This is a genomic window from Ruegeria sp. SAZD011 (genome assembly GCF_059612545.1).
On record NZ_JBXWQU010000027.1, the window covers coordinates 78,532 to 91,415 of the forward strand.

A 12,884-nucleotide genomic window follows, 5' to 3' on the forward strand; every position below is an offset into this window, starting at 1 on the left:
CCGAAACCGAAGTAACTGTGCTAGGCTGCCCCTTGGTTACAGGGCGCAGCAGACGCCGGATCACCACCAGACAGGGAGACCACATATGTGTGATATTTGCGTAATGAATGCAGTGAAAGACCGGATGCTGAGCCGCCGCGACCTGTTCCGCTCGGGCGCGGCGGTTGCCGCAGGGGCGGCGCTTGGCACCGTGGCGGCACCCCCGGCCATGGCGGCCGGCATCGGCGAAGTGACGGATATGACCCATGTCTATGACGCCGATTTCCCCACCTATTTCGGGGCACCCGGCGTTGAGGCCACGCAGAACTTCAATTTCAAGGAACACGGGTTCAACCTGTTCACGCTCACGCTGAACGAACATACCGGCACCCATGTGGACGCACCGTTGCATTTCTCGGCCGATGGCCAGTCGGTTGACGAGATTCCCGTTGGCAACCTGATCTGCCCGCTTTGCGTGGTGCATATCCATGAAAAGGCGGCAGCGGATGCCGATGCGCAGGTCACCCCCGATGACCTCAAGGCCTGGATCAGCGCCCATGGCCCGATCCCCGACGGCGCCTGTGTGGCGATGCACTCGGGATGGGGCGGCAAGACAGGCGGGCCCGGCTTCCGCAACGCCGACAGCGAAGGCAAGATGCATTTCCCCGGCTTCCATGTCGAGGCGGCGCAGATGCTGATCGAGGAAACCGGTGCCGTGGCCATGGCGGTGGATACGCTGTCGCTCGATCACGGCCCCTCGGCCGATTTCGCCACCCACTACGCCTGGCTGCCCACCAACCGCTATGGCATCGAGAACCTCGCCAATCTCGACAAGGTACCCGCCAGCGGCGCCACCCTGATCGTCGGCGCCCCCAATCATCGCGGCGGCTCGGGTGGCCCTGCCCGCATCTTTGCCATGGTCTGAACCATGGCAACTGTCCCTCTGCTGAGTGACGAGGAGGCCAGCACCGAGGCGCTGGCCGTCTTCGACGACATCCGCGCCACCCGCGGCACCGATTACGTCAACAATTTCTGGCGGGCCCTGGCGCATGACCCGGCGTTGTTGCGCGCCACCTGGGAACGACTGAAGGTGGTTATGGGCCCCGGCGCGCTGGACCCGCTTGTCAAGGAAATGATCTATGTCGCCGTCTCGACCGCCAATGGCTGTGAATACTGCGTGCATTCCCATACTGCGGCGGCGCGGGCCAAGGGCATGACGCCTGCGCAACATAGCGAGATGTTGGCCGTGATCGGCATGGCAATGCAGACCAACGGCATCGTAACGGGATTGCAGGTGCCTGTGGACGATCTCTTCAAGGCCTGAGCGCCGCGTCGAAAAGAAGGGTTTTCGCCGCAGATTTGCGCGCGATGCACGTCAGCTATGCCTTCCGCGACATGGCACATCCGGACCGAGCAGCCTATACAGTCGGGCAATTCGGATGACCCAAAGATCAGGATCGCGCCATGGCCCAGTCGACCCTCCACCTCCGCTCGCTTGCGACCCTGCCCCACGTGCTGGGCGATATCTTTGCAGGCATCTTCGACGCTCTGGTCCGCATCGGCGAGGCAAACGCCCGGATCCGCCGTATCAATGCCCTGTCCGCCCTGACCGATGCGGAGTTGGCCGCACGCGGCTTGCGGCGGGCGGACATCATCCGATGGGTGATGAGCGACCGCGTCTGACCCCGGACAAGATCACCAAATTTTCAACGAAAATTTGACCAGAAAATTCGACGAATTTTCTGGTCCGACCCGTTTCGCGGTTTCGCGCCAGCAAACATGTTACCGAATTTCAATTCATGACTTGTCTCTGTTACATTTAACTTGCCGCGAATCGTTTTCCATCGTATTACCCGACCAAGCGGTCACCTAATGGTGACGGAGGAGACGGAGAGAACATGACCATGGACGCATTCATCTGCGACGCGCAGCGCACCCCGATCGGACGCTATGGTGGCGCCCTGAGCCAGGTACGCACCGACGATCTGGCCGCCGTGCCGCTGGCCGCCCTGGTCGCGCGCAACCCGCAGGTGGACTGGGCCAGCCTTGACGATGTGATCTATGGCGATGCCAACCAGGCCGGTGAAAGCAACCGCAACGTTGCCCGCATGGCCGCTCTGCTGGCCGGGCTTCCGGTCGACGTGCCCGGCACCACGGTGAACCGCCTCTGTGCCAGCGGCATGGATGCGGTGGGCATGGCCGCCCGCGCCATCAAGGCCGGTGATTATGACCTGGCCGTAGCCGGCGGTGTCGAGAGCATGAGCCGGGCGCCTTTCGTGATGCCCAAGGCCACCAGCGCCTTTACCCGCGCCAACGCGGTCTATGACACCACCATCGGCTGGCGTTTCATCAACAAGAAGATGCACGAGATGTACGGCACCGACTCGATGCCGCAGACCGCCGACAACGTGGCCGAGGACTACGACATCTCGCGCGCCGATCAGGACGCATTCGCCGCCCGCAGCCAGGCCCGCTGGGCGGCTGCCCATGCGGCTGGCGTCTTTGGCGACGAGATTACCCCCGTGACCATCCCCCAGCGCAAGGGCGACGCCATCGTGGTGGATACCGACGAACACCCCCGCCCCGGCACCAGCGCCGAGCAGCTGGGCAAGCTCAAGGGCGTGAACGGCCCCGACAAGAGCGTGACCGCAGGCAATGCCTCGGGTGTCAATGACGGCGCCGCAGCGATCCTGATGGCCAACGAAGCCAGCGCCGCGAAAAACGGCCTGACCCCGATCGCCCGCGTGGTGGGCATGTCTGTCGCAGGTGTCGAGCCGCGCGTGATGGGCATCGGCCCGGTTCCCGCCAGCCTCAAGGTACTTGTACGCGCGGGGCTCACCATCGAGCAGATGGATGTGATAGAGTTGAACGAAGCCTTCGCTTCGCAGGGTCTGGCGACTCTGCGGGCGCTGGGGGTTGCCGACGATGCGCCGCATGTGAACCCCAATGGCGGCGCCATCGCCATCGGCCACCCGCTGGGCATGTCCGGCGCGCGTCTGGTGATGACCGCGGCCTATCAGTTGAAACGCACCGGCGGACGCTATGCGCTCTGCACCATGTGCGTCGGAGTTGGTCAGGGTGCCGCCCTGATCCTGGAACGTGTGTAAGGGAGGAGAGCCCGAATGTATGCGCAGATGATCAAGACCGCCAGCGATGGCATTAAGTCCCGCGATGAGATGTCCGACGAGGAACGCACGTTCCAGGACAAGATCGACGCGGATATCAAGATCGAGCCCAAGGACTGGATGCCAGAGGATTATCGCCGCACATTGATCCGCCAGATCGGCCAGCACGCCCATTCCGAGGTTGTCGGCCAGTTGCCCGAAGGCAACTGGATCACCCGTGCGCCGACGCTGGAACGCAAGGCGATCCTGCTGGCCAAGGTGCAGGACGAGGCAGGCCACGGACTCTACCTCTACTCTGCCGCCGAGACCCTGGGTGTCAGCCGCGATGAACTGGTCGAGATGCTGCTTTCGGGCAAGATGAAATACTCTTCGATCTTCAACTACCCGACCCTCAACTGGGCCGATATCGGCGCGGTCGGCTGGCTGGTCGATGGGGCGGCAATCATCAACCAGGTGGCGTTGCAGCGCACCTCTTACGGCCCCTACAGCCGCGCGATGATCCGCATCTGCAAGGAAGAGAGCTTTCATGCCCGCCAAGGGTATCACGCGATCATGGCGATGGCGTTTGGTACGCCCGAGCAGAAGAAGATGGCACAGGACGCGGTCAACCGGCTGTGGTTCCCGGCGCTGATGATGTTCGGCCCCTCGGACAAGGACTCGGTCCATTCGGAACAGTCGATGGCCTGGAAGATCAAGATCAAGACCAACGACGAGCTTCGCCAGCAATTCGTGGACCAGACGGTGCCGCAGATCCTGTATCTGGGCCTCGATCTGCCCGACCCGAATATCCAGTGGAACGAGGAACGTGGCCATTACGATTTCTCGGACCCGGACTGGTCGGAATTCTTCAACGTGATCAAGGGCAACGGCCCCTGCAACACCGACCGCCTGGCAGCCCGCCGCAAGGCCTGGGACGACGGCCAATGGGTGCGCGACGGTTTGCTGGCCCATTCCCGCAAGAAAGCAGCCGCCCGGATGGCGGCCGAGTAAGACCGAAGACACAAAACGCAAAGCATCGCAGCGCGCGGCTCCGGGGTATTGCCACCGGGTTCTTGCCCCGCGCCCAGTCAGGAGGAGATCGACTGATGAAAAACGAATGGCCCCTGTGGGAAATCTTTATCCGCGGCCAGCACGGCATGAGCCACCGCCATGTGGGCAGCCTGCACGCCCCCGACGCGGCAATGGCGATCAAGAACGCCCGCGACGTCTATACCCGCCGCAACGAAGGCGTCAGCATCTGGGTGGTCGAGGCGCAGCATGTCGCCGCCAGCTCGCCCAGCGACAAGGGCCCGCTCTATGAGCCCAGCGAAAGCAAGGTCTATCGTCACCCGACCTTCTTCGACATTCCCGAAGAAGTGGGGGCCATGTAATGATCCGCGACGACGCATTCCTGCAATTCCTGCTCAGGATGGGGGACAATACCCTGGTCCTCGGCCACCGGGTCAGCGAATGGTGCGGTCACGCACCGGTGCTGGAAGAGGATATCGCACTGGCCAACACGGCGCTGGACCTGATCGGCCAGACGCAGATGTGGCTGGCCCTCGCCGGCGAAGTTCAGGGCGACGGCAAGAGCGCCGACGACCTGGCATTCCTGCGTGACGCCTGGGATTTCCGCAACGCGCTGCTGGTCGAGGTGCCCAACGGCGATTTCGGCCGCACCCTGATGCGCCAGTTCCTGTTCGACAGCTGGCACAAGCTGATGCTTGAGCGGCTCAAGGGCTCCTCGGACGAGCGTGTCGCCGCCATCGCCGAAAAGGCGGTGAAAGAGGTCACCTATCACGTGGAACGCTCGCGCGACACGGTGATCGGCCTGGGCGACGGCACCGAGGAAAGCCATGCGCGCATGCAAGAGGCGCTGGACTACCTGTGGCCCTATGTGGGCGAGCTGTTCACCGGCGACGCGGTGGATGCAGAGATGGTCGCGGCAGGCATCGCCCCGGATCCGGCCAGCCTGCGCGCCGATTACGACGCGATCCTGGCCGAGGTCATGGCCGAGGCGACGCTGAGCATCCCGAAATCGGGTTTCGCACACAAGGGCGGCCGCGACGGGCGCATGCATACCGAGCACCTGGGACATCTCCTGACCAGCATGCAATGGCTGCAACGCGCCTATCCCGGCGCACGCTGGTAAGCCCATGGACCGGCCGTCGGAACAGCAGGTCTGGGATTGGCTCGACACCGTTCCAGACCCCGAGATCCCCGTGATCTCGGTTGTCGATCTGGGCATCGTGCGCGATGTCGCCTGGGAGGGGGAGTTTCTGACCGTGACCGTCACCCCCACTTATTCGGGCTGCCCCGCAACCGCGATCATCTCGATGGATATCGAGACCGCGTTGCGCAACCGGGGGGTCAGGGATATCCGGGTCAAGACCCAGATATCGCCCGCCTGGACCACCGACTGGCTGAGCGACAAGGGCAAGGTGAAGCTGGAGGAATACGGCATCGCCCCGCCCCGCCCTGCCGGCGGCCCCGAACGCTGTCCGCGCTGCGGCAGCAAGGCGGTCGAAAAGGTGAGCCAGTTCGGCTCGACCCCGTGCAAGGCCCATTGGCGCTGTACCGACTGCCTGGAACCCTTCGACTATTTCAAATGTATCTGAGGAGGACCAGATGGCACGCTTTCACGATCTGGAAGTCACCGACATCCACAAGACGATCCGCGACGCTGTCGTGGTCACGCTGAAACCCGTCAACGGCGCGGCCAGCGAGTTTGATTTCACCCAAGGCCAATACCTGACCTTTCGCCGCGAATTCGAGGGCGAAGAGCTGCGCCGCTCCTACTCGATCTGTTCGGGCAAGGATGACGGCGTGCTCCAGATCGGGATCAAGCGCGTCGATGGCGGCGCCTTCTCGACCTGGGCCAACGAAGAGCTGAAGGTGGGCGACACCGTTCAGGCGATGCCGCCGATGGGGGGCTTTCACACCCCGCTCGATCCCGGCGCCGAGAAACAGTATCTGGGCTTTGCCGGTGGCTCGGGCATCACCCCGGTGCTATCGATCATCAAGACCACGCTGGCGCGCGAGCCCCGGTCCGAGTTTACCTTGGTCTATGCCAACAAGGGCGTGAACACGATCATGTTCCGCGAGGAGCTGGAGGATCTGAAGAACCTCTATATGGGCCGGTTCAACGTGCTGCATATCCTGGAAACGGATGCGCAGGAGATCGAGCTGTTCACCGGTCTGGTCACGCAAGAGAAATGCACCCAGCTGTTCGAGCACTGGATCGACATCCAGCATGTCGACACCGCCTTTATCTGCGGGCCTGAGCCGATGATGCTGGGCATTGCCGCAGCACTTCGCGCGCACGGGCTGAACGATGCGCAGATCAAGTTCGAGCTGTTCGCCAGCGCCCAACCCGGCCGTGCCAAGCGCAAGGCGGTCTCGGCCGAGGCGGCCAAGGGGGCGAACCAGACCCGCGCCGCCGTCACGCTGGACGGCTCCACCCAGAGTTTCGACATGCCCAAGGACCTGTCGATCCTGGATGCGGCCCTGCAAAACAGCCTGGATGCGCCTTATGCCTGCAAGGCAGGAGTTTGTTCAACATGTCGCTGTAAGGTGCTGGAAGGCGAGGTCGAAATGGTCGCCAACCACGCGCTTGAGGATTACGAGGTCGAGAAGGGCTACGTGCTCAGCTGTCAGGCCTATCCGCTGACCGACAATGTCGTTGTCGACTACGACCAGTGAGGAGAGAGACATGGCCGAAGATATGACGATCGACAGCTATCTCGCCGCTGGCGGGATGCTGACAAACCCAACCAACGTGCCCGCGCGCTATCGCGCCGAACTGATGAAGCTGATGGCCACCTTCGTGGACAGCGAACTGGCCGGTGCGGCGGGGTTTGCCGATATCATCAACCAGGGTCCGGGCATCAAGGAGCGGATTGCCGCCGCCAAGATCGTGCTGGAAAAGACCGACAATGCCGACCGCGTGCTGCGGATCATGGGAGAGTTCGGGGCCGACACCCAGCGCTATGCCAACCATCACCCCTGGACCGCACGGCTGGAGCGGGATGCCGATATCGGCGCCGCCCGGACCGAGCAGGACATGCGGCTGGCGGTGTTCAACTACCCGATCCAGGGCTGGGCCGACGCGGTGATGATGAACCTCCTGATGGCACGCGCCGTGGTGGTGCAGCTGGCCGATTTCACCATGATCTCGTATCAGCCGCTGGCCGAGGCGTTCCGCGCCATTGCCCCGATCGAGACCCGGCATGGTGAACTGGCGCTGGAAGGCGCGGCAAAGCTGGTCGAAGACGGCGGTGCCGGGGCCCTGCAAGCCTCGGCCGATTACTGGTGGCCGCGCGTCGCCGCCAGCTTTGGCACCGGCAGCGCCGGGCGGACCGAGGCGCTGCGCGCCATGGGCCTGCGCCGCACCGGCAATGCCGAGATGCGCACCCGCTGGGAGGCCGAAGCCGCCAACCTGCTGGACAGCCTGGGCCTGAAACGCCCGTGAATTGCCGCCGGGGCGCCCCAAGCGCCCCGGTAGCGCACGCAGAGACCGGCCCGATCCGCCACCCGGCTTGCTGCCCGCTGGCTCTGCGAGAATGGCACCGCAGAGCACGCCGGATGATTCCGCCCTTGGCTTTCCACGTTATCGCCATAGGTGCGGACGCCGATACTCGACGACTGGATGGGCGAATGGCGGGGTTGAGTCCTTCCACGACGTTCATGATCTTCGCAGAAGCCGTAGCGTAGGGCGGGAAGTGTGCATTCGCCGCTCTGCAACGAGAACTCGCGGGGATCGCCAAAGTGGACATTGGACACCACAAACCCTATGGATGTATGGAAGAAAGTTCGACATATTGTCGTCAATGACTCACGCAGCTCATGATGTGGTAGGCGATACCGAATGACCTCAGAAGTATGCCTGATGAACAGCCTGTCGGTGGTTCTGGCCGCCGATAGTGCGACCACCGTTGAGTATTATGGGCGGAACGGGGCCGAAAAACGCTACTTCAAAGGTGCGAACAAGATATTCCAACTCTCCGAGGCCCATTCGGTTGGCTTGATGATCTACAATTCGGCCAGTCTCTTGAGCGTCCCTTGGGAAGTCACGATCAAAGAGTTTAGGAAGGAACTTGCCGACAAGTCCTTCAATACGGTTGAGGGATTTGCTGACGAATTCATCGAGTGGGTGAACGCTTCGCAGAGGCTGTTCCCAGATGACATTCGACGGTCTGGCTTTGTCCAACAAGCTGGCGGCTCGCTGATAAGAATAATCATTGAATTCAAACAGCAGCGCCAAGAAGACGATACCCTTGATTTTCCAACTTGGGTGGACGCCTACATTGAAAATGAGGGAACTGGTGTACAAAACTCAGAGCTTAGCGATGATGAGATTGAGGAGCTTACGGTATCTACCAAGAATGATCTGATAGGTGAGTTCGACAAATGGGTGGGGCTTGCCAACGTCACTGGCGCGGACGAAGCCACCCGCGATAAGGTCATTGAGGAGGCCCAAAAACAGGCGCTCGATATGTTGGCCCGTGAAAACAACTATACTGGCCTGATATTTGCTGGCTTTGGCGACCACTCTATATTCCCGGAATTGGTGTCGTACTCACACTGCAAGCTTTGGGGTACCAAATTTATCGCAACCGGCAAAAAGGTCGAGAAAGTCACCCACGACATTCCTGCTGTTCTGTCTGCCTTTGCCCAAAGCTCTATGACGGACACGTTTGAGATCGGCCTCAGCTTTGAAGTTTTTTCCAAGATGCAGGAAACGTTCGCTGGGGAATTGAAGGCAATCTCCGACAGCCTGAACGAATTGGCTGGCGGCACTATACCGGACGCGAAAATCAATGAGCTAATCAGTGAACGGCTCACGAGTTCCAAGGACAAAATTTTCGACTATGCGAGGATTGAGCACTCGCTTCCGCTGCGTCGCGTTTTGGGTGTTTTGCCCGTGGACGAGATGGCGGAGCTTGCGGAGACCTTGATAAATCTGCAATCTCTGAAGGAAAAAGTAACCAAACCCTCGGAAACTGTCGGTGGTCCTGTTGATGTGGCAGCCATCACGCGAAGCGAGGGTTTGGTCTGGATAAAGCGCAAACACTTCTTTGATCCGAGCTTGAACAGCCGCTTCTTTGAACGTAGGCGATAGGGGAGGAACCGATGGCGGACAAGACAATGCAGACAGATCGCGAGAAGCAACTCGCACGCGAGGAACTGGATAGCCTGCTTGAAGAACTCGGCGTGTCAGCCGAAACGGCCAAAGATGAGTATCGAAGCAGAGTTGAGAGCTTCAACAAGCTTACTTTGTGGCAAGATCAGCGGAACACACAAATCGCGCAACTAAGTGCGACATAACGGTACTATTACACTCGCAGCGAACGGCAGCAATGCGGGTGGCAACCGCAGCCCCAAGCCAGTCGGACGGATGTCGGGTCTGGGCCATTCACACCAGTTCGAGAGGGATCGCCGAAGGTCGAGAAAGGCTGCGTTGCGGACTTTCAAAGCGGGAAGCTCCGTGTGGCGCATCAAACCAACGCGGCAGCTCTTGCGCATGTGAAGAACTCTACCGGTCGCCTCTTTCCCGTTATCAGAGACCCTTGAGCCCGTGCAGCGTCAGGTCGCTGACCATGCGGGCATACTCCTCGCGCGCGGTGGTGTCGGCGCCGGAATTCCACATGTAATACCAGTTCAGCATGCCGAAGACCGACATGGTGGCGCCGCGCAGCTTGCCGGGGTTGCCGGCAAAGGTTTCGGGCGCGATGCCGTTCAGGATATCGCTGAGAAACCCGATCATGTCGCGCTGGTAGCCGCGCAGCTGTTTCTGCTGCTCGACGGGCAGGGCCGACATGCCGCTGGTCTGCACCCGGTGTTCGTCATCCACACCCTGATAGGCGAGCAGGATCTCACGCACCACCGTATGCAACCGCTGCGGCCCGCTCAGCCCGTCGATCTCGATCCCGCAGATGCGGTCGCGCAAATCGTGCAGATAGGTTTCAAGGATGTCGAACAGGATCGCATCCTTGCTGTCGTAATAGTGATAGATATTGGCCTTTGAGATCCCGCATTCGCGCGCGAGCTGGGTCATCGAGGCGCGGTCGAACCCCTCGCGTGCAAAGACGCGCGCCGCAGACTTCAATATCTGGGCGCGCTTCTGATCGTGGTCCTTGGCAATCGTCCGGGCCAAACCCTACTCCTTGTCGCGGTTGTCGACGACGCGCTTGGCCTTGCCCTGGCTGCGTTCGACATCTCCGGGATTGCCTACAACAATCTCGGTCGAAACGCCAACGATGTCCTTGATCCGCTTGGTCAGCATCCGCGCGGCGGCGGTCTTGCTCAGTTCGTCGGTCTTGTTGGGCAGCGCCTCGACAAAGACGCGCATCGCATCCATGCGCCCGGCCTTGTAAAGCTCGATCTGGTAATGCGGGGCAATGCCGCCGGTGGCCATCACCTGTTCCTCGACCTGGCTGGGGAAGACGTTGACGCCGCGCAGGATGATCATGTCGTCGCTGCGCCCGGTGATCTTTTCCATCCGCCGCATCGAGCGCGCGGTGCCGGGCAACAGCCGGGTCAGGTCGCGGGTGCGATAGCGGATCATCGGCAGGCCCTCTTTGGTCAGCGTGGTGAACACCAGCTCTCCCATCTCGCCATCGGGCAGCACCTCACCGGTGGCCGGGTCGATGATCTCGGGCAGGAAGTGATCCTCCCAGATAACCGGGCCGTCCTTGGTCTCGACGCATTCATTGGCCACACCCGGCCCCATGATCTCGGACAGGCCGTAGATATCGACGGCGTGCATGTCGAACGCCTCCTCGACCTCGCGCCGCATGGCGTCGGTCCAGGGTTCGGCACCGAATACCCCCACCTGGAGCGAGCTTTCGCGCGGGTCCATGCCGACCTTGTGATACTGCTCAAGGATGTTGAGCATATAGGACGGGGTCACCATGATGCCGGTGGGTTTGAAATCGGTGATCAGGCTCACTTGTTTCTCGGTCTGGCCGCCCGACATCGGCACCACGGTGGCGCCCAGCCGCTCGATCCCGTAATGGGCGCCAAGGCCCCCGGTGAACAGACCATAACCATAGGCGTTGTGGACCATGTCGCCCTTGCGCAGCCCCGCCGCGCGCAAGCTGCGCGCCACCAGATCGGCCCAATTGTCGATGTCACCCTTTGTATAGCCCACCACGGTCGGCTTGCCCGTGGTGCCCGACGAGGCATGCAGGCGGATGATCTGTTCGCGCGGCACCGCAAACAGGCCAAAGGGATAGTTGTCGCGCAGATCGTTCTTGTAGGTGAACGGGAACTTGGCCAGATCGGCCAGCGTTTGCAGATCGTCGGGGTGTACGCCCGCCTCGTCGAACCGCTTCTTGTACATCGGCACGTTGTCATAGGCATGGCGCAGCGACCATTTCAGCCGGTCCAGCTGCAATGCGCGGATCTCGTCGATCGAGGCAATCTCGATCGGATCCAGGTCTTCTTTCTTGGGGCTCAGGTCCTTCATGACGTCCTCCTCGCCTTAATCCTCGTCGAACAGGTGGCCCTTGATCGCCCGGGACATGCCCCGGAATTCGGCGATGGTGCGGCCGTCCTGATTGGTCACTTTCACGTCGTAAATCCCGCTGCGCCCGGTCAGGCTGAGCTCGGTCGCGGTGGCGGTCAGCCGGTCGCCCAATTGGCCCGGCGCGATATAGCTGATCACGTTATGCTGGGCGACGGTCGACTGGTTGCGGCTGTTGCAGGCAAAGGCAAAGGCGCTGTCGGCCAGCATGAAGGTCACGCCGCCATGGCAGATGCCGTGCCCGTTGCAGTGATGCGCGGCGACGGTCAGTTCCAGCACCGCCAGCCCCTCGTCGACGCGGGCAATCTCCATCCCCGCCCATTTCGAGGCGTTGTCGTCCGACCACATGGCCGCAGCCGACCGTTCCGCCCGTTCTTTTGGTGTCATGCTCACTTACCCTGAAACCTTGGTGCGCGCTTTTCCAGAAAGGCGCTGACACCTTCGGCATAATCGGCGCTTTCACCACAGGTTTTCATGGCATCCGCCTCGAGTTCAAGATGATCTTCGAGCGTGTCGACGCAGGCCGCCTGAATGCAGCGCTTGGTCAGGCCAAAACCCAGCGTCGGGCCATTGGCGAATTGCTCGGCCATGGCGCGGGCCTCGGTCATCAGTTGATCGTCGGGCAGCGCCTTCCAGATCAGGCCCCAATCCTCGGCCTGTTTCGCGGGCAGCGGCTGCGCCGTCAGCGCCAGCCCCTTGGCGCGCGCCTCGCCCAAGAGGCGCGGCAGATGCCATGAGCCGCCAGTATCGGGGATCAGCCCCACCTTGGCAAAGGACTGGATGAACTTGGCGCTTTCGCCCGCCAGCACGATGTCGCAGGCGAGCGCGATGTTGGCGCCCGCCCCCGCGGCCACGCCGTTGACGGCGCAGATCACCGGGAAGTCAAGCGATCGGATGAGCCGCACCAAAGGCGCATAGAAGGTGCGCACGGTATAGCCCAGATCGGGTGGGCCATCCATTTTCGACGGGTCGCGGTCGCCCAGGTCCTGACCGGCGCAGAACCCGCGCCCTGCCCCGGTAAGCAGTACCGCACGGGCGCCATTGTCGCGCGCGGCCTCAAGCGCGGCACGCAGCGCCAGGTGCATCTCGTCGGTGAAGCTGTTCAGCCGATCCGGGCGGTTCAACGTGATTTCCACCCAGTTCCCATGATCTTGCGCAAGAATCGTATCGCTCATCTCCGCCCCGCTTTGCGAATGTTTCAACAACCATCTTGCATAAACCGAACGGTTGGTCAATAAATTCTTCGCAATTGATTCTCGACCTATGGAGGCGGG

The 12,884-nt window shown here is 61.7% G+C and carries 16 protein-coding genes; 12 read left to right on the top strand and 4 right to left on the bottom strand.

Going from position 1 to position 12,884, the window contains the following annotated elements; translation table 11 throughout:
• The first annotated feature begins 85 nt into the window (after window positions 1-85).
• From AC2FLM_RS14935 to AC2FLM_RS14990, 12 genes are all read left to right on the top strand, one after another.
• Complete coding sequence (locus AC2FLM_RS14935) at window positions 86-904, top strand: cyclase family protein (protein ID WP_234143046.1); 819 nt, start codon at window positions 86-88, stop codon at window positions 902-904.
• Between the two features lie 3 nt (window positions 905-907).
• Window positions 908-1,303, top strand: a complete 396-nt coding sequence (locus AC2FLM_RS14940; protein ID WP_496858973.1) for a carboxymuconolactone decarboxylase family protein — start codon at window positions 908-910, stop codon at window positions 1,301-1,303.
• Window positions 1,304-1,443: 140 nt separating this feature from the next.
• A complete protein-coding gene (locus AC2FLM_RS14945; RefSeq protein ID WP_496858974.1) occupies window positions 1,444-1,662 on the top strand; it encodes a DUF1127 domain-containing protein in 219 nt (72 codons plus the stop codon).
• Between the two features lie 221 nt (window positions 1,663-1,883).
• Window positions 1,884-3,086, top strand: a complete 1,203-nt coding sequence (pcaF, locus tag AC2FLM_RS14950; RefSeq protein WP_496858990.1) for a 3-oxoadipyl-CoA thiolase — start codon at window positions 1,884-1,886, stop codon at window positions 3,084-3,086.
• A 15-nt stretch (window positions 3,087-3,101) separates the two neighbouring features.
• Complete coding sequence (gene paaA / locus AC2FLM_RS14955) at window positions 3,102-4,094, top strand: 1,2-phenylacetyl-CoA epoxidase subunit PaaA (protein WP_234140093.1); 993 nt, start codon at window positions 3,102-3,104, stop codon at window positions 4,092-4,094.
• Window positions 4,095-4,189: 95 nt separating this feature from the next.
• Window positions 4,190-4,474 (top strand): 1,2-phenylacetyl-CoA epoxidase subunit PaaB, encoded by a 285-nt coding sequence (gene paaB / locus AC2FLM_RS14960; RefSeq protein ID WP_011046505.1) that lies wholly within the window; start codon window positions 4,190-4,192, stop codon window positions 4,472-4,474.
• On the top strand, window positions 4,474-5,235 hold the full coding sequence (gene paaC, locus AC2FLM_RS14965; RefSeq protein WP_496858975.1) for a 1,2-phenylacetyl-CoA epoxidase subunit PaaC: 762 nt from the start codon (window positions 4,474-4,476) through the stop codon (window positions 5,233-5,235). The genes paaB and paaC overlap by 1 nt, the downstream gene beginning before the upstream one ends.
• A gap of 4 nt (window positions 5,236-5,239) precedes the next feature.
• Window positions 5,240-5,701, top strand: a complete 462-nt coding sequence (gene paaD, locus AC2FLM_RS14970) for a 1,2-phenylacetyl-CoA epoxidase subunit PaaD (RefSeq protein WP_496858976.1) — start codon at window positions 5,240-5,242, stop codon at window positions 5,699-5,701.
• Window positions 5,702-5,711: 10 nt separating this feature from the next.
• Window positions 5,712-6,785, top strand: coding sequence for a 1,2-phenylacetyl-CoA epoxidase subunit PaaE (paaE, locus tag AC2FLM_RS14975; protein WP_496858977.1), 1,074 nt, complete (start codon window positions 5,712-5,714; stop codon window positions 6,783-6,785).
• 10 nt (window positions 6,786-6,795) lie between these two features.
• Window positions 6,796-7,554: a Phenylacetic acid catabolic protein gene (locus tag AC2FLM_RS14980; RefSeq protein ID WP_234221616.1), complete on the top strand. Its 759-nt coding sequence runs from the start codon at window positions 6,796-6,798 to the stop codon at window positions 7,552-7,554.
• A 417-nt stretch (window positions 7,555-7,971) separates the two neighbouring features.
• On the top strand, window positions 7,972-9,204 hold the full coding sequence (locus tag AC2FLM_RS14985; protein WP_496858978.1) for a hypothetical protein: 1,233 nt from the start codon (window positions 7,972-7,974) through the stop codon (window positions 9,202-9,204).
• 11 nt (window positions 9,205-9,215) lie between these two features.
• Complete coding sequence (locus AC2FLM_RS14990) at window positions 9,216-9,410, top strand: hypothetical protein (protein ID WP_496858979.1); 195 nt, start codon at window positions 9,216-9,218, stop codon at window positions 9,408-9,410.
• Window positions 9,411-9,642: 232 nt separating this feature from the next.
• On the opposite strand, the gene AC2FLM_RS14995 is transcribed toward AC2FLM_RS14990, so the two are convergent.
• From AC2FLM_RS14995 to paaG, 4 genes are read right to left on the bottom strand one after another with little or no spacing between them, the layout of a single operon-like run.
• A complete protein-coding gene (locus AC2FLM_RS14995) occupies window positions 9,643-10,239 on the bottom strand; it encodes a TetR/AcrR family transcriptional regulator (RefSeq protein ID WP_496858980.1) in 597 nt (198 codons plus the stop codon).
• Window positions 10,240-10,242: 3 nt separating this feature from the next.
• Window positions 10,243-11,553 carry a phenylacetate--CoA ligase PaaK gene (paaK, locus tag AC2FLM_RS15000; protein ID WP_496858981.1) on the bottom strand — a complete coding sequence of 437 codons (1,311 nt, stop codon included), beginning with the start codon at window positions 11,551-11,553 and terminating at the stop codon, window positions 10,243-10,245.
• A 15-nt stretch (window positions 11,554-11,568) separates the two neighbouring features.
• On the bottom strand, window positions 11,569-11,997 hold the full coding sequence (gene paaI / locus AC2FLM_RS15005) for a hydroxyphenylacetyl-CoA thioesterase PaaI (RefSeq protein WP_234177991.1): 429 nt from the start codon (window positions 11,995-11,997) through the stop codon (window positions 11,569-11,571).
• 2 nt (window positions 11,998-11,999) lie between these two features.
• Window positions 12,000-12,785, bottom strand: a complete 786-nt coding sequence (gene paaG / locus AC2FLM_RS15010; protein WP_234164040.1) for a 2-(1,2-epoxy-1,2-dihydrophenyl)acetyl-CoA isomerase PaaG — start codon at window positions 12,783-12,785, stop codon at window positions 12,000-12,002.
• Window positions 12,786-12,884: the final 99 nt, after the last annotated feature.

Excerpts from the sequence above, each read along its gene's own strand:
- AC2FLM_RS14940 (WP_496858973.1), top strand. The coding sequence starts at position 908 with ATGGCAACTGTCCCTCTGCTGAGTGACGAGGAGGCCAGCACCGAGGCG.
- AC2FLM_RS14980 (WP_234221616.1), top strand. The coding sequence starts at position 6,796 with ATGGCCGAAGATATGACGATCGACAGCTATCTCGCCGCTGGCGGGATG.
- pcaF (WP_496858990.1), top strand. The coding sequence starts at position 1,884 with ATGGACGCATTCATCTGCGACGCGCAGCGCACCCCGATCGGACGCTAT.
- paaG (WP_234164040.1), bottom strand. The coding sequence starts at position 12,785 with ATGAGCGATACGATTCTTGCGCAAGATCATGGGAACTGGGTGGAAATC.
- paaI (WP_234177991.1), bottom strand. The coding sequence starts at position 11,997 with ATGACACCAAAAGAACGGGCGGAACGGTCGGCTGCGGCCATGTGGTCG.
- AC2FLM_RS14945 (WP_496858974.1), top strand. The coding sequence starts at position 1,444 with ATGGCCCAGTCGACCCTCCACCTCCGCTCGCTTGCGACCCTGCCCCAC.
- paaK (WP_496858981.1), bottom strand. The coding sequence starts at position 11,553 with ATGAAGGACCTGAGCCCCAAGAAAGAAGACCTGGATCCGATCGAGATT.
- paaC (WP_496858975.1), top strand. The coding sequence starts at position 4,474 with ATGATCCGCGACGACGCATTCCTGCAATTCCTGCTCAGGATGGGGGAC.
- AC2FLM_RS14935 (WP_234143046.1), top strand. The coding sequence starts at position 86 with ATGTGTGATATTTGCGTAATGAATGCAGTGAAAGACCGGATGCTGAGC.
- paaB (WP_011046505.1), top strand. The coding sequence starts at position 4,190 with ATGAAAAACGAATGGCCCCTGTGGGAAATCTTTATCCGCGGCCAGCAC.
- paaD (WP_496858976.1), top strand. The coding sequence starts at position 5,240 with ATGGACCGGCCGTCGGAACAGCAGGTCTGGGATTGGCTCGACACCGTT.
- paaA (WP_234140093.1), top strand. The coding sequence starts at position 3,102 with ATGTATGCGCAGATGATCAAGACCGCCAGCGATGGCATTAAGTCCCGC.
- paaE (WP_496858977.1), top strand. The coding sequence starts at position 5,712 with ATGGCACGCTTTCACGATCTGGAAGTCACCGACATCCACAAGACGATC.
- AC2FLM_RS14990 (WP_496858979.1), top strand. The coding sequence starts at position 9,216 with ATGGCGGACAAGACAATGCAGACAGATCGCGAGAAGCAACTCGCACGC.
- AC2FLM_RS14985 (WP_496858978.1), top strand. The coding sequence starts at position 7,972 with ATGAACAGCCTGTCGGTGGTTCTGGCCGCCGATAGTGCGACCACCGTT.